Here is a 24,580-nt window from a genome sequence, read left to right on the forward strand (position 1 = left end):
TAAAAAAGCCCTAAATGGGCTTTTTTATCTTTAAGGAGAACTTATGAAGAATTTAATCCCAAAATCAATTAATAAAAGTAAGCTAACAATTTGAAGAAATGTTAACTTAATTGATGTTCTCATCATTATGGTGTGGTTTGCTTTGAGTGGTATGTTTGTTTTTGGACTACCCTTAGGTAACTGACAAAAAATCTTAGCTGTCTTTTTAGTAGCAATTTGTGCTGTGCCTTTAATTATTCCAATTCAACATGGGATGAAGGGTTGAAATGTGATGATTTTATTATTTAGACATTGTTCAATGGCAAAAAAGTATCAGCAAGATAGTCGTAACGATACTAGTTTATTAGTTCCTTATAACAAGGTTGTGGGGGATGCATTTATTCAAACAAACAAGATTAATGGTAAGAAGAATTTAGTAGGATGTTTAAGTGTTAGAGGATTTGATATTACTTTGTTGAATCCTGAAGAACAAGAACTAAGACTAAGAGACTTACAAGATACATTAAAATTTTCTAACTTTCCAATGACAATTTTAAAGTTAGAAAAACCATTAGAGTTTAAGCAAACAATTAAATACTATAAAAGTCAATTAACAAAACTTAAGCAAGCTTATGGTAAGCAAGAAATAAAAGAAGATGCTTTTTTAGCAAGAAAGGTTCAACTTAAAGTTTTGATTGCTACTTTAGAAAAGGATTTAATTGCTACTAGTGAAGGAATCAAAACTAAGAAATGTTTTTATGTTTTTGTTTATGGTAAGAATGAAACTGAATTATTAGAAAATATGAATGTTTTAGAACATAAATTAATTAATGGTAATTTTGTTTGTGAGTGGTTAAGTAACTATGAAATTGTTCAAATCTTACATTTAGTTTGAAATCCTTATGATACTCCAATTACTAAAAGTCAGTTTGAAAAATATAAAAATAATCTTAGTGAGTTGTTACGATTTGAAAGTTTTCAGTTACATAAAACATATTTCACTGCTAACAAGATTTATTATGCAATTAGTGGTGTTTACGACTATCCTTTAATAATTAGTGATTTGTGAGGTGCTGCTTTAGCATGCAATGAGCAAACCATGATTTGAAATATTAATCCAGTTGATCAGCAAAGAATGAAAGTGTCTTTAAACAAAGCACTTAATAATGCCTTTACTAAACAATTTATGACTAAGTCTCACATCAATCGTAGTGAGAACAATTATGAGATTGAAGCCTATCAACAATTAATCGAAGACATTAATGGTTCTAGTGAAATCATCAAAAATGTTGATATTTTATTCTTAAGTTATGGTACTGATTTTAAAATTCTTAAGCAAGCTCAAGCAAGATTAAAGAAAGCCTTACAAGAATTAGATATGAAAATTAATCCGCTTACTTATCGTCAATTAGATGCTTTTAATGCTTTTCTACCGAAGAATTATGATCCATTAATTATGATGTTGGGTCGAGAGATGCCTTGTGCAACAATTGCTGCTGCTTTTCCCTTTATGACAGGTGGTTTGAATGATGATAAGGGAATGTATCTTGGTCAAAGTAACATTGCTGATAGCATCTTGTTTGACCCTTTTAAACTAGATAGTAAACGTAAGAATCACAATCAAATTATTATCGGAACAAGTGGCTCAGGTAAGTCCTTTACAACTAAAAAAATGATTGCTTTTCATTTAAATGTTGGTCGTAATGTGATTGTGATTGATCCTGAAAGAGAGTATAAAAATTTAGCTAACTACTATCATGGTCAATGGGTTGATACTGGTGATGCTTCTTTAGGAAGAATCAATCCCTTACAAGTTTTAGATAATAATTTTAAAGATTTATCAGAATTTAAAAAAGCACAAGATAATAGCATTGAAATGCTAATGGATGAACAAAATTCAGCTCCTGTTTCTAATCACTTGCGTTTGCTAACGCAATGATTTAAAACATTGTATCCTGACTTTAATGATCGTGAATTTAATTTATTAGTTAAATATTTAAAGAAACTCTATCAACAATTTAATATTACTAATGAAATTGATGTCAATAAGTTAAGTAGGATTCAGTTTCCTACAATGTCTGATTTCTATCAGCTTTTAGTAAGAGAGTATGAAAAAGATTCTAGTGTTTTGTTAAAAGAGTTTATTGATATTATTGCCACAGACTTTTTAAATGATGGTAAATATGAAAAGTTATGAAATGGTCACACTACGTTAACATTTAATAATCAATTTGTTGTTTATGATGTGCTAACAATGTTTGAACAAGATGAACCTAAAGTCACGGCTGCACAGTTACATTTAGTGCTTGCTGTGATTAAAGCAGAAGTTAAGCATAATCGCTTTAGAGACAAGAATGAAATAGTAATCATTGTTGATGAAGCTCATTTAGCAATTGATCGTGATAATCCAGCTGCTTTGAATTTTATGTATCAAATGGTGAAGCGAATTCGTAAGTATCAAGGTTCAATTATCATTACAACGCAAAACTTAAATGACTTTACTGGTACTGAAGATATCAAAAAGAAAACTACAGCGATGATCAACAACACACAGTATTCTTTAATTTTAAATCTTGCTCCACAAGATTTAAAAGATGTTGCAGATTTGTATCGTAGTTATGGGGGGCTAACAAAAACAGAAAGAGACTACATCGCAAGAGCTTCTAAAGGACAAGCTTTGTTTGTTGTTTCAGGGTACGAACGTCACTGCATCAATATTGAAGCTAGTAGAAAAGAGCAAGAAGGATTCTAGCAAATAAAAAAGTAACTAATTAGTAGAACAAACTATTAGTTACTTTTTTATTTGTATTTTTTTATAAATATTTGTTAATTAGTAAAGGAGAAAATTTATGAAAAAAATTGTTGAATATAAATGGCATTTAGTAATTGGATTACTTATCTTACCAATTATTTTTATTTTTTTAATAACAGTTATTGGAATGATTATTGATTTAATTGAATATAGTAATATTGATTTTAATTTATTTAATTATTGAAGTAAAAGTTTTAGCAATTGATACTATAGTTTACTATCATTTTTATTAAGTTTTATTATTTACTTTTATTATGGTTATAAAGTTTGTTTTGCTACGAAAAAAGAAGCTACTTTAAAAGCAACTAAAAAGAATGATTATGGTAACGCTAGATGATTAAATAAAAAAGAAATTAATCAATTATATCCTTTAGTTTATGGAAACAGAAATCATAAACAACATGGATTTGTAGTTAATAGTAAAAAAGAAAAAAATACTTTATTTCATAACATTAGAACTAATACTCATAGTTTAGTAATTGGAGGAACAGGTAGTGGCAAGACACAAGGATTAGTTTTACCAACAATTAACTGTAATGCTAAGAGTGAAATTAAACCAAGTATGGTGATTACAGATGTTAAGGGTGAACTCTATAAATGTCAAGCTAGAAGGCTACAAAAACAAGGTTATAGCGTTAAAGTTCTTAACTTGCGTAATATCAGAGAAAGTATTACCTGAAATCCCTTGCAAGCAATCTATGATCAATTTAAAACAATGTTGCTAAGTCATAGGAAACAAACAAAACTTCATTTAAAAGTTCAAATTCAATCTGATATTCAAGATTTAACTAAAACTTTATTTGCTAGTAAGAATCAAATAGATTCTTTTTGAAATGAAAGTGGAGCTTTAATTACTGAAGCTATCATATTAGGAATTTTAGAAAAAACTGAAGCATTAATTAATAAAAATGAATCTCAAGAAAATAAAACAATTAGCAAATTATTAAATAAATATTTGCCAGTTAATCAATTTAATTTAGCATCAGTTACAGTGATTGCATCATTAGATAAAGATATGGTTTCATGATTTAAATCTTTTCCAGATACAAGCATTGCTAAGATAACTGCTAATCAAGTCTTACAAAATGGATCAAAAACTCTGACAAGTATTATAATGACAATGTCTACTAATTTATCAATCTTTAAAAATGAGTTTATTAGAAATCTTACATGTCAGAATGATTTAAATTTTAATAATTTTATTAAGAAGCCAACAGCTTTATTTGTAATTATTCCTGATGAAAATAAAAACTACTATATTTTTGTTACTTTATTAATTATGCAACTTTATAAGTTTTTAGTTACGCAAGCTAATAAAAAACAAACTGGTAAATTAGAAAGACCAGTTTATTTTTTATGTGATGAATTTGGTAATCTACCAACAATTCCTAATATGGAATCTATCATTACTATTGCCCGTGGTAGAAATATCTTTTTTCAATTAATCATTCAAGATTTACAACAATTAAAAGAAAAATATGGTTCTGAAGTAGCAAATATTATTTTTACTAACTGTAGTTTACATATATTCTTACAAACAATGGCTTTAGAAACAGCAGAAAAATATAGTAAAATGATTGGATATTCAACAGTCATACAAATTGGAATTAGTGGGAAAGGTGAAGTTAAAAGGCAATCTGAAAATCTAGCAGGTCGTCCTTTAATTTTAGCTAGTGATTTAATGAGACTGTCATCTAATCAAGCAATCATTTTTTATGCTAAGGAAAATGCTTTTAAAGCTACTTTAATTCCTTGATACCAAATTAGTAGTAATCACGATCAATTAGAAATATATAAAAAGAGATTAAAATTAATTAATTTTGAAAAAGATTATTACTATAATATAAAAAATGAAAAAAATAGTTTAATATTTATTTAATATAAATAAATATTTTATTATTGGGAGGTTTTTATGAATATAAAATATAAGATTAAAAGATTTAGATCAATAATTGAAAGTCAAGAACTAGAATTAGTATCAGATAAAATTAATATATTAATAGGAACAAATGGTAGCGGTAAATCGAATTTTTTAGATGCTATTAGATGATTTTCTGCTGGAGATGTTAAGAATATAAAATCTAAAAAGACAAAATTTCACCCAAATTTTAACATTAATGATTTATATTTAGATTCACCCGAGATTATTTATCAAGCTGAATTAGATGAAGATGAAAAAAAAGTTGTATTAGAGCATTTGCATAAAATAAATATTAAAAAATTTAATGATTCTAAGTTTTATAGATATTTCATTAAATATAAAGATTTATATTATAAAGATTTAAATATTAATTATAAAGGTTTAACAGATTTAGCAAAAATTAAAGAAGCTATAGTTTTAAAATTTGAAGATTATTGACCTAGTTATATTTTTGTTGAAAAAGAGATTGACCGTTATAATTATTTTGAGATTAATATGCCTCTTGAAATTGCTAAAGAAGAAATTGAAAATTCAACAAAACGAGGATTAAATAGAGATATTAAAGATATGTTATGTACTGCTCTTGATAGTTGAATTGCAATTGAAGAAATGTTTAAATACCATCCAAATATTTTATTTTCTCAAAATTTAGAAAATGATAACCGTATATTATTTGAATATCCAATTCAAAGTGTTAAGAATCAGGAAACTATGAATCCTACTTTTAAAGTTTTATTAAATATAATTGGTAAAGAAAGTATTGAAAATCTTAAACAAATAATTGACTTATCCACTTCTGAAGTGAAAAGAGCTGAAATTAGAATTTTAAAAGACACATTGAGTATGAAATTTCAAAAATGTTTTAAAGAAATTTTTAAAAATTTTAGTATTGATGTGCTCCCAGAAGTTCTTATTGATGATAATATGTTTCAAATTCTTATTAATGGAAATGAAGAAAGATATTATGGTTCATCAGAAACTTATAATCAAAGTTCAGGCTTTAAAGCTTTTTTTTGATTAGTTATTATGTTGGAAGCTACAAAAAAGGTGGATGAAACAACATATGGTAAGGCTCTTTTAATTGTTGATGAACCAGATAAAAACTTACATATTTTATTACAATATGAATTAGCAAAATATCTAAAATTGAATTTTACAAATAAAAATAATATTTTCATTTTAATAACTTCGCACTCACCTTTTTTAATTCCTAATTTAAATGAGAATATTTATATTTCAGAAATTGATAAAAATGGTTGTACAAAAATAACAAAAGCAAAAGAAGTTAATGATATTAGAAATTCTGGAATATTTCCTTTGATTACTTTATTTTATATGGATAAATTAAAAGACGAATTATTTCCAAAATTAGATGCTAAAACAAAAAGAATTTATTATAAAGATTTAAATGATTCTAAAAAGAATGATTTATTAGAACAAGAATTAAAAAAAATTATTAATAATAAATTTGATTACAAAATTTTTAAACTTTCTGAAAGTGAATCTAATAATATTTTTGATATTAGTAGTAATAATTTTTTTTCAATACATATTTATGGAATTAATAAATTACATGAATTAATTATTAATGAACATTATAAAGATAAAAAAGATATATTTTTAACTAAGAGTTTTATTGATGGTCTTTTTTCTAAAGATATATTAGATTCTGTATAATATTTATTTACAATTTTGTTAGATTAACTTGTTTTATTCTTTCTTCTATTAGCGTTATAATTTCCCCAAAGGAAGCAGGGGAAAAGATAGTATGGGTATAGATAAATTGGGAAATAATGACTTTAATAATCAATATTTGTTTTTTGAAGATTATCAAGAAAATAATTTAATTAGAATTAGGAATGATTTAAAAAATTATTTTGAAAGTATTGATCGAGAAATATTTTTTGCAGCATGAAGGAAGAATAAGGGTTACATTCCAGATGGCTTTAAATCACGAACACTGCTAACTATTTATGGACCAGTTACATTTAAAAGAAGAATTTATAAGTATTGAGACAAGACAAGATATCATTATGTTTTCTTAGCAGATAAGAAGTTACAAATAGAAAAATATAGTAGAGTTACTAGTCATTTAAAGTTTAAGATTTTAGAGCAGGTTGCTACAGGCAAAAGACAAAGAGATATTTGTGATATGTTTGCTTCAGCTAAGCTTACTAGAACAACTGTTAGCAATATTATTAAATTATCTGATTTTCAAAAGTCATTTGATCATATTAATAAAAATATTACTAAAGTTAAGATTCATCAATATCTTTATATCAATATGGATGAAACATTTCTTAAATTAAGAAAGAACAATAAAATGAAAAAGTACCGTATTCGTTTAGTTACGTTTCATACTGGCTACGATCAAACTTATTCTACTGCTAAAAGAAAAGTGCTAGCTAATAAACGTGTGTACTATCAATTACTACCTATCTCAAAGAGAATTAACACATTTGAATTTATGCTTACTTTAGAAAGAGTTGCCAGAAAATTTTATGATAATTTAGATGAAACTAAAGTAATTATTGGAGGAGATGGAGCACCTTGAATTAGAGAAGCTGCTAATTATTGATTGAATTCTGAATATGTTTTAGATAAGTTTCATGCCGTGCGTTATCTAAAGCAAATTTTTTCTAATAGCAAAAATCAATCAACTTATCAGTCTTATAGAGCAAGTAAAAAGTTATTTGAGCAAGGAGCATCGAAAGAATTAATTAATCAATTAAAAGAAGTTAAAGTTAAACCAGCAAAAGAACAAAAGTTAGAAAAAATAATCAATTATTTTAGTAATAATTCTTTTGGTATTAGCAATCAAAAATTAGCATGAAATATTGGTGTTAGTGCAGAAGGAGATATTTCTCATATTGTTAAGTGACTACTAGGTTATGGATCAAAAGCTTTCAATTATCAAACTTTTAAGAATATGCTGTTCTTAAAAACAGCTGAAATTAATCAATTAAATATTGTTGGTTTTTTAAAAGAACAATATCAATTAGAGAAAGAAGCAATTAAATCTTTTTATTGAAAAAGCTACTGAGCAACTAGAGAAAACATTAGATGCTAGCACGATTAAAAATTAAAAATTTTCTTTAAAAATATCCAAATTCATGTGGTATATTTTTTGGCATCATGATATAATTTATAAGAATTGAAAGAGATGATTTAGCAACTAAAGTTCAGTTGCTAGAAATCTCAATCCGTAAAATACTTTATTCAATCCATGTGGATGCAAGTAAATAATAAGCAGTAATTTTCTTTAAAACAAAATTAAAAAATAAAAAGAAATAATCATTTTATTTATGAATAAAGTTAACTGTTTAATTTTTTTAAAAAATAGTAATAAACATTGTATTTTATTTAATACTGTATTATAATAATAAAGCTAGAAAATAAGCCTAAGACAGCAACGGACGCAAGTCTTAATCATGTTGCCCAGGTAAATTCCATGTTTTCTTTATGTGGTAATTATTACTCGGGTTCACTCGAGTTTTTACATTGCTTATTAATTCTAGTTTGAAAATCTAGAAAGAAGGAGGTGTATTGATGCGCCCAGCAATGGTTGAAAAACAAAAGATAATTGATCAAATTCATGGTCAAATTACAAAAGCTAAAACAACGATAGTTGTTCAGTTTCAAGGATTAGATGTTAGTTCTTTAAGTGAGTTAAGAAAAGAATTACGTGATGCAGGAGCAGAGATTAAAATTTACAAGAATAACTTGTTTGATCGTGCTTTAGCAAACACTGAGTTTACTGATTTATCAAAAGAATTAATTGGTCCAAATGCGTTTGTTTTTGGTTTTGAAAATGATTTGAGTACTGCAAAGGTGTTAGCAAATTTTGCTAAGAAAAATAAAATTTTAAAACTAAAAGCAGGTATTTTTGAAAATCAAGTAATTAATAGCCAAAAATTGGTTGTTATTGCATCACTACCACCAAAAGAAACCTTATTATCAATGATGTTGAGTTGCTTACAAGCCCCTGTACAAAAATTAGCTGCAACTATTAAAGCAGTGGCTGAACAAAAAGAAGCATCAAACAACTAAAAAAATAATTATAGAATACAATAAAAAGGAGTAAGAAAATGGAAAACTTAACAAATGATCAAATTATTGAACATATTAAAACTATGACTGCTCTTCAATTAAAAGAATTAGTTTCTGCAATTGAAGAAACATTTGGAGTTACTGCTGCAGTTGCTGTTCAAGGTCCAGTTGCAACTGGAGCTTCAGAAGCATCAGAAGCTAAACAAGCAAGTGCAATCTACTTAAAAGAAGTAGGAGCTGCTAAAGTTCAAGTTATTAAATTAATGAAAGAAAAATTAGGAATGGACTTAATGTCAGCTAAAAAGATGACAGATGCAGTTGCTGAAAAGCCACAATTATTAAAAGACAATGTGTCACCTGATGAATTAAAAGAACTTGAAGAAGAATTTAAGAAATTAGGAGCAATTGTTGAAATTAAATAATTGCAAGCAGTCTTAAAAAAACTTAGAAAACTTAAGAAAATTTAAAACCAGTTTATAGCTGGTTTTCTGTACTTTATAAAAGGTACCGCACATAAAAAATTATGTGCAAGAAATAAACGAATTGGAGCTGGCCAATGGAGTATACAACAAAAAAATTTGGACATTATGCAACAAGAAGAGACTACACTAAAGTTTCAGGAAACTTAGAACTACCTGACTTAATAGCAATACAAAGAGATACTTATGATTGATTTATTAAAACAGGAATTCAAGAAGTATTTGATGATATCTTCCCAATTACTGATAACGATAACCGTATTATACTTTCTCTATTAGGATGAGAATTTCGTCATCCAAGAAGAAACATCAAAGAAGCTAAGAATGAATCAAAAAATTATGAAGCGCCGCTTTATACTATTCTATCTTTAGCAATCTCAGATGCTAATCGTAAGTTAGCAATTTCACCTAAAGAAAATATTTTAAACTATTTAATTCGTTGAATTAAAGAACAATTTAACATCACTAACATTAAAGAACCACAAATTAGTGGTAGCACTTATTATTTTGAAGAAAAAGAGCCACATAGTAATGGTGATTTTTCTAATATTGAAATTACTGTTCAAGGAAGAAATGAATTAGAATTAATTGTTGATTTCACTTTAAATCGTCAAGGCGATGTCTTTTTAGGAGACTTCCCGTTGATGACTGATAAGGGAACATTTATCATCAATGGTAGTGAAAAAGTTATTGTTTCTCAATTAGTACGTTCTCCTGGAGCTTACTTTAAAGTTGAGATTGATAGCAAAACAGGATTAAAGAAATTCTTTGGTGATTTAATTCCTTCAAGAGGAACATGATTAGAATTAGAAACAGATGTTAAACGTAATAAGATTCTAAAAAATAAGAATAGTTTAAAAGAAATTATTCAAGTTAAGATTGAGAAATCAAGAAAAGTTCCAGTGACAACATTGCTTACAGCATTAGGACTATCAAAAGATGATGTGCTTAATATCATTGGAAATGATGAAACACTTTTAAATACTTATCAATATGATGAGCATGTTTCATGAGAAGATGCCATTCAAGAAGTTTACAAGAAGATTAAAGCTGGAGAAACTGCAAGTATTGATGGTGCCTTTAAGTTCTTAAATGGGCTGTTATTTGATCGTAAGAAATATGATCTAACAAAAGCAGGAAGATACAAATTAATTCAAAAATTATCAGTTAGTGAACGAATTTTAAATTGTACGATTGCCCAAGACATCAAAGATGTTGACGGGAATGTTGTGTTTAAAAAGAATACTCTTATTAGTAAAGATAAATTAGAATTGTTGAAACAAACTTTAAAAGCTGGTGCTTGTTTAATTCCTGTCAATACAATTTTAAATGAAACTCAAGGTGAAAAGTATCTGCAATTAGTTAAAGTTTATAAAGAAGATGTTGAACGTACTGATGACAACATTATTAATGTTATTGGTGTAAATCCAAATTGTCATGATGACAACATCAATATCGCTGATATTGTTGCAACTTTATCATACATTTTAAACTTCATTCAAGGAGTTGGAAATGAAGATGATATCGATCACTTATCAAACAGAAGAATTAGAACTGTTGGTGAGTTGCTACAAAATCAATTCCGTATTGGTATGGGTCGTATTGAAAAGAATGTCAAAGAAAAGATGGCAACAACTGATATTGATCGTATCAAGCCAACTAACATCACTAACAATAAACCACTAACAGCTGTGATTGGTGAATTCTTTAATCTATCGCAATTATCACAATTTATGGATCAAACTAATCCACTTGCAGAATTAGCTAATAAAAGAAGACTAACTGCACTTGGTCCTGGTGGATTATCTAGAGAACGTGCTAGTTTAGAAGTTCGAGATGTGCACTATTCTCACTATGGCAGAATTTGTCCGAGTGAAACTCCAGAAGGTCCAAATATTGGGTTGATTAGTAACTTAGCTACTTATGCTAAGGTAAACGAATATGGGTTTATTGAAACTCCTTATCGTAAAGTGGTTGATGCTAAGGTAACTGATGAAGTACTTTATCTAACTGCTGGTGATGAAAAAGACTACATTATTGCTCAAGCTAATATTGAACTTGATAGTCATAATGTGATTAAGAGTAAGAATGTGATTGCGCGTAATAATGGTCAAAATATTATTGTTAGTCCAAGTAAAGTAGACTTTATTGATGTTTCACCAAAACAAATTGTTTCAATTGCGACAAGTTGTATTCCATTCTTGGAAAATGATGATGCTAACCGTGCTTTAATGGGAGCTAATATGCAACGTCAAGCAATTCCTTTAATTAAACCAGAAGCACCAATTGTTGGTACTGGTGTGGAGTATGCTGTAGCAAGAGACTCTGGATTAGCAATTTTAGCTAAGAATCCTGGAGTTATTAAGTATGTTGATGCCAATGAAATTATTGTTCAAGGTGAAAAAGAAGTCAACACTTATGAATTAAGTAAGTTTGAACGTAGTAACTATGGTACTGGAATTAGTCATAGCACATTAGTTAAGATTGGTGACAAAGTTGAAAAAGGTCAAATTCTTGCTGATGGTCCATCAATGAAAGATGGTGAACTAGCTTTAGGACAAAATGTGATCGTAGGATTCATGACTTGAAATGGTTACAACTATGAAGATGCTATCATCATTAGTGAAAGACTAGTGAAAGATGATGTTTACACTTCAATTCATATTGAAGAGTACACATTAGAGCGTAGACGTACAAAACAAGGTAAAGAAGAAATAACAAGAGAAATCCCTAATACTTCTGAGATAGCAAGAAAATATCTTGATGATGATGGAATTGTTTTAGTAGGAACAGAAGTAAAAGAAGGAGATATCTTAGTTGGTAAAGTGACTCCTAAAGGACAAACTCAACCAACACCAGAAGAAAAACTATTATCAATTCTTTATGGAGAAAAATCTCGTAATGTTAAGGATAATTCTTTAAGAGTACCTAATGGTGGTGCTGGAATTGTTCAAAGTGTTAAGCGTTATGCTAGAGCAGATGGTTATGAACTACCTTCTGAAGTAGAAGAAATTATTCATGTTTACATTGTTCAAAAGCGTAAGATCCGTGAAGGAGATAAGATGGCTGGAAGACACGGAAATAAAGGTGTTATTTCAAAAGTGCTACCAGTTGAAGATATGCCATTCTTAGAAGATGGTACACCAATTGACATTATGTTGAATCCATTGGGAGTTCCTTCAAGAATGAACATTGGTCAAATTTTAGAGCTTCATTTAGGAATGGCTGCTAAGACATTAGGAATTAAAGTAGCTACTCCAGTGTTTGATGGTTTAAAAAATGATGACTTACTAAATATTATGAAAGAAGCTAACTTTAATGGCTTTGATAAAGTTACATTATATGATGGGATGACAGGAGAAAAATTTGACAACAAAATTTCTGTTGGAGTTATGTACATGTTGAAACTTTCTCACATGGTTGACGATAAGTTACATGCAAGAAATGTTGGTCCATATTCATTAATTACTCAACAACCACTTGGTGGAAAAGCTCAAAATGGTGGTCAAAGATTTGGAGAAATGGAAGTATGAGCACTAGAAGCTTATGGTGCAGCTCATACCCTACAAGAAATCCTAACAATCAAGTCAGATGACATTAAAGGTCGTATTAAGACTTATGAAGCAATTTTACGTGATAAGGATATCCCACAATCAGGAATTCCTGAATCATTTAATGTTCTAACACGTGAACTACAAGGACTAGGAATTAATGTTACTTTAGTTGATGCTCAAGGTAAAGAACAAGAAGTTATTGCTTATGATGATGCAGTGATTTTAGAAGAAAATCTCGACAACAATAATTTTGTTGAAGAAGATACAATTTAGGAGGAACAAAGATGATAAATAATGATGCAAAGCACTATCGTGCAATTAAAATTTCTTTAGCTTCTCCTGAACAAATTCGTTCTTGATCACATGGAGAAATCACAAAACCAGAAACAATCAACTATAAATCTTTAAAGCCAGAAAAAGATGGTTTATTTGATGCTAGAATTTTTGGTCCAATTAAGAATTATGAATGTATTTGTGGAAAGTACAAGAAGATTAAAAACAAAGGTAAAGTTTGTGAACGCTGTCAAGTTGAGATCACAGAAGCAATCGTTCGTAGAGAACGTTTAGGACATATTGAATTAGAAGAACCAGTTACTCATATTTGAATGCTTAAGGCTTCGCCTTCAAGAATTGCTTTAGCAATTGATATGAAAGCAAAAGATTTAGAAGAAGTAGTTTACTTTGTTTCATATATCGTGCTTGATCCAGGTTCAAGTAAGGTTTTCAAGAGTAAGATGATTCTTGATATTGGTTCAGTGAAGACTGCTGCTGAAACTCGTAATCGCTTACGTAAAGTAGTGATTGGAATTCAAGAAGATTTAGAGCCAAATTCTTTTGCTCACACTAGAGCAAAAGTTTTAGCTGAAAGCTTAGCTGATTTATCACGACCATTCTCAATGGATGAATGTACACAATTTATTGCTAAACATACTGATATTAAGTTTGGAATTGGTGCTTCAGCAATTGAATATCTCTTAAAAGATATTGATTTAGAAGTAGAATTCGATAAGGTTAAGAAGCAACTAACAAGTAAAAAATCACAAACTGATCGTCGTAAATTGATGAGAAGATTAGATGTGATTGATTCATTCTTAAAATCAGGAAATCGTCCTGAATGAATGGTGATGCATGCTATCCCAGTTATTCCACCTGATATTCGTCCAATTATTCAATTAGATGGTGGTAGATTCACAACATCTGAGATCAACGATTTATATCGTAGAATTATCATTCGTAACGAACGTTTAAAGAAAATCAAACAAATGGGTGCGCCAGTTCTTATTGTCAACAATGAAAAAAGAATGTTGCAAGAAGCTGTTGATGCACTATTAGATAACGAAAGAAAAGCTCGTCCAGTAACAGGAAGAGACAAGCGTCCATTAAAATCAATCACAGCAACTTTAAAAGGAAAGCAAGGAAGATTCCGTCAAAACCTTTTAGGAAAACGTGTTGACTATTCAGGACGAAGTGTTATTGCTGTTGGACCAGAATTAAAGATGTATGAATGTGGTGTGCCAAGAGATATGGCAATCATCTTATTCAAACCATTTGTGATTCAAAAATTGGTTACTAACGGGATTGCATTAAACATCAAGATTGCTGAAAAGTTAATTGAAAATCAAGATGAAAGAATTTGAGACAATCTAGAAGAAGTAATTAAAGACAGACCAGTACTACTAAACCGTGCTCCAACATTGCACCGTTTGGGAATTCAAGCTTTTGAAGTGAAGTTAGTTAAGGGAAAAGCAATTCGTTTGCATCCTTTAGTTACACCTGCTTTTAATGCTGACTTTGATGGTGACCAAATGGCGATTCATGTGCCAATCACTAAAGAAGCAGTTGCTGAAGCAAGATACTTAATGCTAGGTTCAAAAAATATTTTAAGTCCTAAAGACGGTAAGCCAATTGTTACACCAACTCAAGATATGGTGCTTGGAAACTACTATCTAACAATTGAAAAGCAAGATCAATTAGGACAAGGAATGGTGTTCAAAGATATTGATGAAGCAGTTAAGGCATATGAAACACGCAGTGTTTCTTTACATGCGATGATTGGAATTAGAGTTGTTAGCGTTGGTGAAAATAAATTCAAGCCAGAAGATAAGAACAAAATTTTAATCACAACAGTTGGAAAATTAATTTTCAATAAAATTTTCCCTAGCGACATGCCATATATCAATCATCCAAACATTGATAACTTACATGACTATCAAACTGGAGATTTAATTGATTTTGGAACAAACATTCATGAAGTTGTTGCAAATCGTAAAATTATTGATCCATTTAAGAAAAAAACATTAGCTGATATTATTCATAAATACTTTAAGTTATATGGAACACAATCAACTGCAGAAATGTTAGATAAGATGAAGGATTTAGGATTTAAATACTCAACGATATCAGGAACAACAATTTCTGCTGGTGACATTATTTCATATGATGCCAAGGAAAAAGAATTTAAGGAAGCTGATGCTTACGTAGGTAAGATTGATAAGTTCTATAAAGAAGGTATGCTAACTGAACGTGAACGTCACTATCACATTATCAATAAATGAGCAAAAGTAAAAAATGACATTCAAGATCAATTAGAGCATGTCTTAAAAGAAGACATCAACAATCCAATCTTTATGATGTGAGATTCAGGTGCTAGAACTAATATTAGTAACTTTACTCAATTAGTAGGGATGAGAGGATTGATGAACAATCCTAAGGGAGAAGTTATTGAATTACCAATTAAATCTTCTTTCAGAGAAGGATTAAATGTTTCAGAATTCTTTATCTCAACTCATGGAGCGAGAAAAGGTATGGCTGATATGGCGTTGAAGACTTCTGACTCAGGATACTTAACAAGAAGACTAGTTGATGTTGCTCAAGATATCATTGTGTCTGAAGACGATTGTCAAACAGATAACGGATTTATCATTAATGATATTGTTGACGTTAAAAGAAACAACATCATTGTGCCATTAAGAGACCGTTTATTTGGAAGATACCTTCAAGGTGACTTACTAGATAATAAGAAGAATGTACTGCTACCTCATGGTACTTTAATTACTGAACATTTAGTTGAAAAAGTAATTAATGCTGGTGTGAAGAAAGTAAAAATTCGTTCTATTCTTACTTGTGAAGCTAAAAGTGGAGTATGTAAGAAATGTTACGGATTGAATCTAACAACTGGATCTGAAGTTGCAATTGGTGAAGCAGTAGGAATTATTGCTGCTCAATCAATTGGTGAACAAGGTACTCAGTTGACTATGCGTACTTTCCATACTGGTGGGGTTGCTGGTGGTACAGATATCACTCAAGGTCTACCAAGAATTAAAGAACTATTAGACGTAACTAATCCAAAAGGAGCAGTTGCCCTAATTAGTGAATTTGCTGGAAAAGTTAAGGATATTCGTGAAGAACAAGGAATTTATACTATTGGTGTAGCTTCAGAACTAGACTACAAAGAATATAAGACACAATATAATGCACAAGTAAGAGTTAAGGTTGGTCAAGAAGTTAAGGTTGGTCAAAAGCTAACTGAAGGTTCAATCAACATCAACCAACTATTAGATGTTGCAGGAATTATTGCAGTTCAACAATATATTCTTAAAGAAGTACAAAGAGTTTATCGTCTTCAAGGAATTGAAATTTCTGATAAGTACATTGAGATTATCATCAAACAAATGCTAAGTCGTATCTTTGTGTTTGATAGTGGTGATACAGCATTGCTACCAGGAGAAATTCTTGATGTGAAGGAATTCAAACGTGTTAATGTGCAAACAATTATGGAAGGTAAGAATCCAGCATTTGGAAAGCCAATCATCTTAGGAATTAAGAAAGCACCATTAGAATCAGATTCATTCTTAGCTGCTGCTTCTTTCCAAGACACAACAAGAGTGCTAACTAATGCTGTGATCAAAGGTAAGACAGATAACCTATTAGGATTAAAAGAAAATGTTATCTTAGGAAACATTATCCCAGCAGGAACTGGTTTACTAACTAGTGAAGAAATTATTCGCTTAGGTGAGATTGCTAGAGCAGAAGAGTACTAATACGAAATATATTAGTTAAAATTTAATACTAAAAATAAAAATCACTTTTTGATAGTGATTTTTTATTTTTTAAAAAGTTCTTGAATTACAAAAGAAAGGTAGGTAAAATTTCTAGAACAAAAAACATTATACATTTTAGGGAGGTTAAGAATGAAAAGGCAAATAAATTTTAAAAAAATGTTGTCATTAATTGGTACAAGTATAGTTGCTGTTCCTGCAGTATTAAGTGTTGTAGCTTGTGGAAATATACAAGTTGCAGAAAATGGTGAAAAGCCAAAAGAACCAAAAGATTGAACACAAGAAAAGAATTTAGATCAGCAAGTAGTTGATGCAATTAATGGTGTTGATTCTTATCAATTAAATGTTTTATTTAATAGTAAATTAGATAATTTAAAGTCACAGATTACTACTAATTTTATTAAAAATCAATTAATAGGAGAAGATAATAAGAGTTTTAAAGATAATTTATTTACTTTAAATAACATTTTTAACAAACAAAATCAAGAACTAACGGATAAAGATTTAGCAGGTACTGGAATAATTAATGCAAAAATTAATTATGATTATGGATCTATTACTAATCAAAGTACTAATATAATAATTGTTGTTACTGTTTCAGATCAGCAAATAGTGGAAGATATTAGTACTAGAAAGTATTCTAAAACGGTTATTTTAAATAGTGACGTTATTGCTTTAAAAGCATCAATTGATTGTAATTTTATTAAAAATCAATTAGGTGAAAATATTCAGTCAACTTTTGATGAAGAAAAATTTAATTTTACTAATATTCTTAATGATAAAGGAACAAATTTATCAAATAGTGATTTAAATGTTAGTAGAACAATTAGTACAAAAATTATTTACGACTATGGAAAAATTAGTAATCAAAGCGTTAATTTAACTATTAATGTGGGTATTTCAGATCAGCAAGTAGTTGATGCAATTAATGAAAGTACCTATACTAAAGATGTTAAGTTTAATAGTGAGATAAATTCCTTAAAGTCAACAATTGATACTAATTTTATTAAAAGTCAGTTAACAGAAGATATTAATAAGACTTTTAAAGACGATTTATTTACTTTAAATAGAATTATTGATAGTAGAGGTACAGATTTATTAGATAGTGATTTAAATATTAGTAGAACAATTAATGCAAAAATTATTTATAACTATGGAAAATTTAATAATCAAAGTACTAGTTTAATTATTACTGTTGGCGCTTCAGATCAGCAAGTAGTTGATGCTATTAATAAAGAGTTATATTTTAAAAATATTAATTTAAATGGTAAAGTAAACGATGTAAAGACACAAATTAATGCTAACTTTATTAAAAATCAGTTAGATAAAAGTACTCAATCAATTTTTGCTGATGATAAATTTACTTTATTTAATGTTCTTCTTAATAGTAAGAGCACAGATTTGTTAGATAGTGACATAGTTAATAGTGGGACAATTGTTGCTAAAATTGTTTATAATTATGGATCTATTACTAATCAAAGTACTAATTTAATAATTTCTGTTACTGTTTCAGATCAACAAATAGTTGATGCAATTAATGAAAGTTCATATTCAACAAATGTGGAATTGAATAGTAAAGTAAGTGATTTAAAAACAATAATTACTTCTAATTTTATTAAAGATAAATTACCTGAAGAAATTGCGGATGTTTTTAAAGATAGTTCGTTTACTTTAAATAAAATCACTAATGATAAGAATATGGAACTATCATATAATGATTTTAAAGTTCCTGGAAGAATTAATGCAGAAATTAATTATAATTATGGTAAATTTAGAAATCAAAGTACTAATTTAATTATTGATATTAAAGAAAATCGTGCTTCATTAACTGATGTTTTTAAGGATTTCAATTTTAAAGATTTAAGAGATGTTGAAGGATTTTTAGATTCTAATGATTTAAAAAATATTACTACTCAAATTGAAAAGTATTTAGGTAAATCTTTAGATGAAGCAGGTTTAATTTTAGAAAATCAAAAAGCTACTTCAATTCTTTTAAAAGCAAAATCAGATGCTAAGGATTATCAAGGTGAAGTGACATTAACTTGAAATTTAAAATTATTTGAAGCTTTAGGTCAACCACTTTTAAGTAGTACTGATGAATCTGTTCGTAAAGGAATTAAATTATATATTTATTTAGATCATCAAGATAATCAAGTTAAAGCTTTTGATTTACCAGGATATAAAGATGCACTAACAGTAGTTGGTTATGCTAATAGTCTAACAAATCCAAGAACTCATAATTTTTCGTTTTCTAATAATAAAGGAGTTAATAAATCATTTAATATTTATTCTAGAGATTTATCTTCAGTTCTTCCATCAAGATTTGGTAGTTTTGACTTTACTAATGGTATTCAAGTTACATTAAATCCTACTACAGCACCTTATTACAAAGGAGTATTTAACAAAAATAGTAATAGATGAGTTACTTCATCAAAAAGAACTTATTTTATTGATCATCTTGGCAATGTTAATTAATAAGTTTAAAATAGAAATAAAAAAATATATCGTATGATATATTTTTTTATAAGTCTTGATAATTATAGAAAAAAAAGAATTAAATATAAAAGAAATATCGTATTTAACAAAATTTGGAGGGTTTTTATATGATGAAAATGAATTTTAAAAAAATGTTAGCATCAATTGGTTTATTAACTATTGTTGTTCCTGGAACATTAAGTGTTGTAGCTTGTGGTAACAAAGAAGTAGAAAATACTGATCGAAAATAGTAGAGGCAATTAATAAGGTTAGGTATTTAGGAAAATTTAATATTAATTCTAGTGTTGATGAAGTTAATAGTTTAGTAACTAGTCAAAAATTTATTAAAGATGAATTAACTGATGATGTAGCAAATGCCTTTAAATATAATTTATTTAAGTTTGAAAAAATTACTGTTGATAGTAATGATTTAAATGAAGAGGATTTAACAAAAGTTGCTGATATTAGTGCTGAAATTAACTATAGTTATGGCAAGATTAGTAAACAGAAAACTAAATTAACAATTAATGTTAGAGATACTAGGCTTAAATTAACTGATGTATTTAATTATTTTCAATTTAGAGATCAAAAGGATGTTGAAGGATTTACAGATAATAATGATGTAGCTAATATTACTACTCAAATTGAAAAGTATTTAGGTAAATCTTTAGATGAAGCAGGTTTAATTTTAGAAAATCAAAAAGCTACTTCAATTCTTTTAAAAGCAAAATCAGATGCTAAGAATTATAAAGGTGAAGTAACATTAAATTGAAATTTAAAATTATTAGAACTTTGAGGAACAAATTTTGAAGAAACTACTGATTCATATATTCGTGAAGGACTTAAATTATATTTCTACTTAGATTATCAAGATAATCACATTAAAGTTTTTGATGTAGCAGCATATAAAGGTGTAAATGGTGTACCTATGATTCATGAAGGACCACCATACTCTGAGTCTCATAGTTTTTATTTTGCTAACAACAAAGGTATTAACAAAGAATTTGGCATTAGTTCGGGTTCTTTAACTTTTGAAGTTCCAGCATTATTTAATAGTTTTGATTTTACTAATGGTGTTCAACTTATATTAAATTCTGAAGAACGCGATTATACTAAAATATTTCAAAAAGAGACTGGTCAGTGAGTTGCAATTTCAAAAGAAGACTATTCTATTGATTATTTTGGAAATATTAATTAATGAATTTTAGAAATTAAAAATAAAAAAGTCTTACTAAATAGTAAGACTTTTTTTAATCACTAGTTAATGTTTTTTTCCATTAGATAGTGTTCGATGTTTGAATCAATAAATGGTTCTGAGCATATTTGGTAGCCAAGTTTTTTATAGAATGGTACAACTTGGACTTGAGCACTTAACATGGTACCTTTAAATCCTTGTGTTTGTGCTTCTTTTTCAGCATGAAGCATTAACTTTTCGCCAATTTTTTTGCCACGATAAGGTTTTAAAACACACACTCTTTCAATTTTAAGCTTATTTTTATATGCTCTTGTTCGACAAGTTGCTACTGGTCTATTTTTTAAGTTATAGACAAGATAGTGAGTAGATGTAGTATCGTACTCATCTACTTCTTCAGAAAGCGGTACTTTTTGTTCGTTGATGAAAACTGCTTCTCTAATTCGTAAAGCTTGATTCATCATTTTTTGATTATGAACAATTTTAATTTTCACTAATATCCTCCCTTAAGAATTTTGTTTAAATAATTTTATCATTATTTGTTTAAGAACCTTGCTTAAAACTCATTCTTAATAATTAGAAATAATATTATATCTAATTTTAGTAATTTTGTAAACTTTCTATTAAGGTAGGAGAGTAGATATTAAAATGGATGAAGAACCTTTATAAGTTTTCTTTAGCTATTATATAATTATGTTGATTATGTTGACATGAAAAAGAAAAAATGCAAGTATTATAATATCAATAATATTTTAAGTGATAGTGGCGGCGTGATAATTTATGAAAGAAAAAATGAATTTTAAAAAAATGTTGGCCATGATTGGTTCTTTAGCTATTATAATTCCAGGTTCTTTAAGCGTTGTGGCTTGTGGTTCAAACGAAACAGCAGCCCCAAAAACTGAATTAAGTGAAGTTATTAAAACTACAGAAGTTGATGGAAATATCGCTAATGAAAAAGATATCGTGCTTGCAGAAGTTATTAAGTTAAATTCTAAGTTAACAGATAAAGATATTGAAATTACAGATTTTAATAAAGCAACAGAAAATGCAACTGGTTTAGCAAAGATTGTAGCAAAAGCAAATAGTAAATATACTGGTGAGGTTAGCATCACAATTAGTAAATTAGAAGATAACAAAAGTGATGAAATTATTAAAGAAATTAATGATGGTGATTATACAACAACAGTTAATTTTAAAAGTTCAATTGTAGAGTTAAAGGCTTCCATTGATGAAGAATTTATTAAGAGCAAATTGTCTGAAGAAATTGCGAATTATTTTAAAAAAGATTTATTTGACTTAAAAACAATTACTAATGATAAAGATGAAATTCTAACAGATGAAAATTTTGAAACTGTTGGCAGTTTTGAAGCAAGAATTGTTTATAGTTATGCTAAATCAGCAAATCAAAGCACTAAATTAATAATTACTGTTGATGAAGCTCAAATTGCTGATAAATTTGAGTTAAATGATGGTAATGTAAATACATTAATTCAGGCTAAGAATGGTAAATTATATGCAGGAACTGACAATGGTAACATTTGAGAAATTGATTTAAGTAATAATGAAAAAAGCAAAAAATACCAATTAAATAATGAACATATATATACATTAATTCAGGCTAAGAATGGTAAATTATATGCAGGAACTGTTAAATCTAGTATTTGAGAAATTAATTTAGAAGATAATACAGTTCTAAAAATTCTTAATGATTGACCAGGTGCAGATCATCGCGATATTGCAACTTTAATTGAAGGATTAGATGGTAAATTGTACGCTGGTAGTGGTATTGGAAATGTTTGAGAAATTGACTTAAAAGATCTTGAAAATCCAACAAAATATCGTTTATTAGATTGAAGTTTTGTTAATACTTTAGTTCAAGCTTCAAATGGTAAATTGTATGCTGGTACAACTGATGGTAATTTATGAGAGATTGATTTTACTGCTACTGAAGTTAAAACTCCAAAATTTAGTTTTGAAAATAAAAGTAATTCAATTTTAGATATGAAAGAAATTGCTGATGACAAATTAGTTTTAACTACAAAAGATAAAATTTATCAATTTAATTTGAATAGTAATGAAATGTCTGAAGTACTTAATTTAGAAGAAGGGCACATTTTTTCTTTAGTTCAAGGAACCAACCAAGAGATATATGTTGCAACAGAAAAAGGAAATATTTATGAACTTGATTTAGATGCTAAGAGCATAAAGAATTCCTATCAACTAAATGCTTCAGTATATTCATTAGTGATAATTGATAAAGTTCTTTATGCAGGGACAAAAACTAGTGTGTGAGAATTAGCAATTGTATAGTTAAAAAACTACTCCTTTAGTGAGTAGTTTTTTAATTATATTTTGGAATTTTAGTTCTCATTTATTATGTTGACACAGCAAGAGAAAAATGAGATAATATACTTATATTTTTTATTGGTTATGGAGACTTGAAATTTATGAAAGAAAAAATGAAATTTAAAAAAATGTTAGCCCTAGTTGGATCTTTAGCTATTGTAGTTCCAACTTCTTTAACTGTTGTGGCTTGTGGTTCAAAGGAAACAGAAGCACCTAAAACTGAGTTAAGTGAAGTTGTTAAAACTATAGAAGTTGATGGGAACATTGCTAATGATGCAGTTAAAGTTCTTGAAGAAATAGAAGCAAAAAATTTAGAAGTGAAGGGTGCTATTGAAATTAATGATTTTAAAGCAGCAACACAAATTCAAAATGGATCAGCAGTTGTTAGAGCAAAGGCAAATACTAAGTTTACTGGTGAAGTAATTATTACTATTAAATCTTTAGATAAAACTGAGTTAAGTGAAGTTGTTAAAACTATAGAAGTTGATGGGAACATTGCTAATGATGCAGTTAAAGTTCTTGAAGAAATAGAAGCAAAAAATTTAGAAGTGAAGGGTGCTATTGAAATTAATGATTTTAAAGCAGCAACACAAATTCAAAATGGATCAGCAGTTGTTAGAGCAAAGGCAAATACTAAGTTTACTGGTGAAGTAATTATTACTATTAAATCTTTAGATAAAACTGAGTTAAGCGATGTGATTAAGAATACAGAAGTTGATGGGAACATTGCTAATGATGCAGCTAAAGTTCTTGAAGAAATAGAAGCAAAAAATTCAGAAGTGAATGGTGCTATTGAAATTAATGATTTTAAAGCAGCAACAAATTTAGAAAATGGTTCAGCAATAATTTCAGCTAAATCAAATACTAAGTTTACTGGTAAGGTAAATATCATTGTTACAACCATCAAACTTCAATTGAGTGAAGTATTTAGTAATTTTAAATTTACTGATGAAAAAAATGTTCAAGGTTTTTTAGATAATAATAATTTAGATAGTATTACTAATAAAATTTTGAGTCATATTGGTGCTTCAAGTTTAGATGAAGCAGGTTTAAGTTTAGAAAATCATTCAAGTAACTCAATTCTTGTGAAAGCGAAACCAGATTCTAAATATCGAGGAGATGTAAAATTAACTTGAAATTTAAAATTGTTTGAAATTTCAGGAATTGGTGCAAATGCAAGCAATGTTAATATTAAAAATGGACTTAAAGGATATATTTATTTAGATAGTACAACTAATAAAATTAAATTTTTTGATGTTGTAAAATATTTTCAAAAAGCATCTGTTCAAGTACATCAAAATTTTATTAAGTATCATACTTTTAATTTTTCTGGACAAAAAGACTTTACTTTTAATGGAAGAACCTGAGTTGATAATCTTCCAAACATATTTGGTAGTTTAGAATTTATTCCAGGAAGTAAGATTACTGTGGATAGTCCAGAATTACACAGAATTCTAGTATTTGATAAAAGTACTAATAAATGACAAGGACTAACTAAAAAAACAGAATTTATTTTGAATGAATTAGGTGACTTGACTAAAAGCAATTAAAGCTAATAAAAAAACTATTCTTTTACAGAGTAGTTTTTTTATTGTGTTTTTTTTGTAGTTAATTTTTATGATAAGCTGATATTCTTATCATTTTTTTATTTTGAAACCTTATTTAATAATTTTTAGTATAATGATATTATTGTTTAATAGAATTTTAAAAAAGA

At 28.1% G+C, this 24,580-nt stretch carries 13 protein-coding genes, 1 pseudogene and 1 other annotated feature; of the genes and pseudogenes, 13 read left to right on the top strand and 1 reads right to left on the bottom strand.

Annotated features, from left to right (window positions below):
* The first annotated feature begins 43 nt into the window (after window positions 1–43).
* From SPLAT_RS01315 to SPLAT_RS01360, 11 genes and pseudogenes are all read left to right on the top strand, one after another.
* The gene (locus tag SPLAT_RS01315) at window positions 44–2,731 is read left to right on the top strand and encodes an Mbov_0397 family ICE element conjugal transfer ATPase (protein ID WP_168105270.1); all 2,688 of its coding nucleotides are present in this window, start codon (window positions 44–46) and stop codon (window positions 2,729–2,731) included.
* A 97-nt stretch (window positions 2,732–2,828) separates the two neighbouring features.
* Complete coding sequence (locus tag SPLAT_RS01320) at window positions 2,829–4,670, top strand: VirD4-like conjugal transfer protein, CD1115 family (RefSeq protein ID WP_168105271.1); 1,842 nt, start codon at window positions 2,829–2,831, stop codon at window positions 4,668–4,670.
* A 33-nt stretch (window positions 4,671–4,703) separates the two neighbouring features.
* On the top strand, window positions 4,704–6,389 hold the full coding sequence (locus SPLAT_RS01325; protein WP_168105272.1) for an AAA family ATPase: 1,686 nt from the start codon (window positions 4,704–4,706) through the stop codon (window positions 6,387–6,389).
* A gap of 91 nt (window positions 6,390–6,480) precedes the next feature.
* Window positions 6,481–7,782, top strand: a complete 1,302-nt coding sequence (locus SPLAT_RS01330) for an Mbov_0401 family ICE element transposase-like protein (protein ID WP_168105273.1) — start codon at window positions 6,481–6,483, stop codon at window positions 7,780–7,782.
* 312 nt (window positions 7,783–8,094) lie between these two features.
* Window positions 8,095–8,220 (top strand) — a sequence feature (ribosomal protein L10 leader region).
* A 41-nt stretch (window positions 8,221–8,261) separates the two neighbouring features.
* Window positions 8,262–8,762 carry a 50S ribosomal protein L10 gene (rplJ, locus tag SPLAT_RS01335; RefSeq protein WP_168105274.1) on the top strand — a complete coding sequence of 167 codons (501 nt, stop codon included), beginning with the start codon at window positions 8,262–8,264 and terminating at the stop codon, window positions 8,760–8,762.
* 38 nt (window positions 8,763–8,800) lie between these two features.
* Window positions 8,801–9,184: a 50S ribosomal protein L7/L12 gene (gene rplL / locus SPLAT_RS01340; RefSeq protein WP_168105275.1), complete on the top strand. Its 384-nt coding sequence runs from the start codon at window positions 8,801–8,803 to the stop codon at window positions 9,182–9,184.
* 134 nt (window positions 9,185–9,318) lie between these two features.
* Window positions 9,319–13,005, top strand: a pseudogene (gene rpoB, locus SPLAT_RS01345) (DNA-directed RNA polymerase subunit beta); the annotation flags it as partial.
* A gap of 74 nt (window positions 13,006–13,079) precedes the next feature.
* Window positions 13,080–16,835: a DNA-directed RNA polymerase subunit beta' gene (gene rpoC, locus SPLAT_RS01350; protein WP_168105277.1), complete on the top strand. Its 3,756-nt coding sequence runs from the start codon at window positions 13,080–13,082 to the stop codon at window positions 16,833–16,835.
* A 150-nt stretch (window positions 16,836–16,985) separates the two neighbouring features.
* Complete coding sequence (locus SPLAT_RS01355; RefSeq protein ID WP_168105278.1) at window positions 16,986–19,328, top strand: hypothetical protein; 2,343 nt, start codon at window positions 16,986–16,988, stop codon at window positions 19,326–19,328.
* A 128-nt stretch (window positions 19,329–19,456) separates the two neighbouring features.
* Window positions 19,457–19,579: a hypothetical protein gene (locus SPLAT_RS03540; protein WP_268833972.1), complete on the top strand. Its 123-nt coding sequence runs from the start codon at window positions 19,457–19,459 to the stop codon at window positions 19,577–19,579.
* A gap of 677 nt (window positions 19,580–20,256) precedes the next feature.
* A complete protein-coding gene (locus SPLAT_RS01360; RefSeq protein ID WP_168105279.1) occupies window positions 20,257–20,526 on the top strand; it encodes a hypothetical protein in 270 nt (89 codons plus the stop codon).
* Window positions 20,527–20,585: 59 nt separating this feature from the next.
* On the opposite strand, the gene SPLAT_RS01365 is transcribed toward SPLAT_RS01360, so the two are convergent.
* Complete coding sequence (locus tag SPLAT_RS01365; protein ID WP_168105280.1) at window positions 20,586–21,014, bottom strand: GNAT family N-acetyltransferase; 429 nt, start codon at window positions 21,012–21,014, stop codon at window positions 20,586–20,588.
* Window positions 21,015–21,300: 286 nt separating this feature from the next.
* On the opposite strand from SPLAT_RS01365, the gene SPLAT_RS01370 reads away from it, so the two are divergent.
* Window positions 21,301–22,830 (top strand): ligand-binding sensor domain-containing protein, encoded by a 1,530-nt coding sequence (locus SPLAT_RS01370; protein WP_168105281.1) that lies wholly within the window; start codon window positions 21,301–21,303, stop codon window positions 22,828–22,830.
* Window positions 22,831–22,967: 137 nt separating this feature from the next.
* On the top strand, window positions 22,968–24,416 hold the full coding sequence (locus SPLAT_RS01375) for a hypothetical protein (RefSeq protein WP_235083229.1): 1,449 nt from the start codon (window positions 22,968–22,970) through the stop codon (window positions 24,414–24,416).
* Window positions 24,417–24,580 lie beyond the last annotated feature (164 nt).

It is taken from the genome of Spiroplasma platyhelix PALS-1 (assembly GCF_021496725.1).
GTDB lineage: Bacteria > Bacillota_I > Bacilli_A > Mycoplasmatales > VBWQ01 > Spiroplasma_D > Spiroplasma_D platyhelix.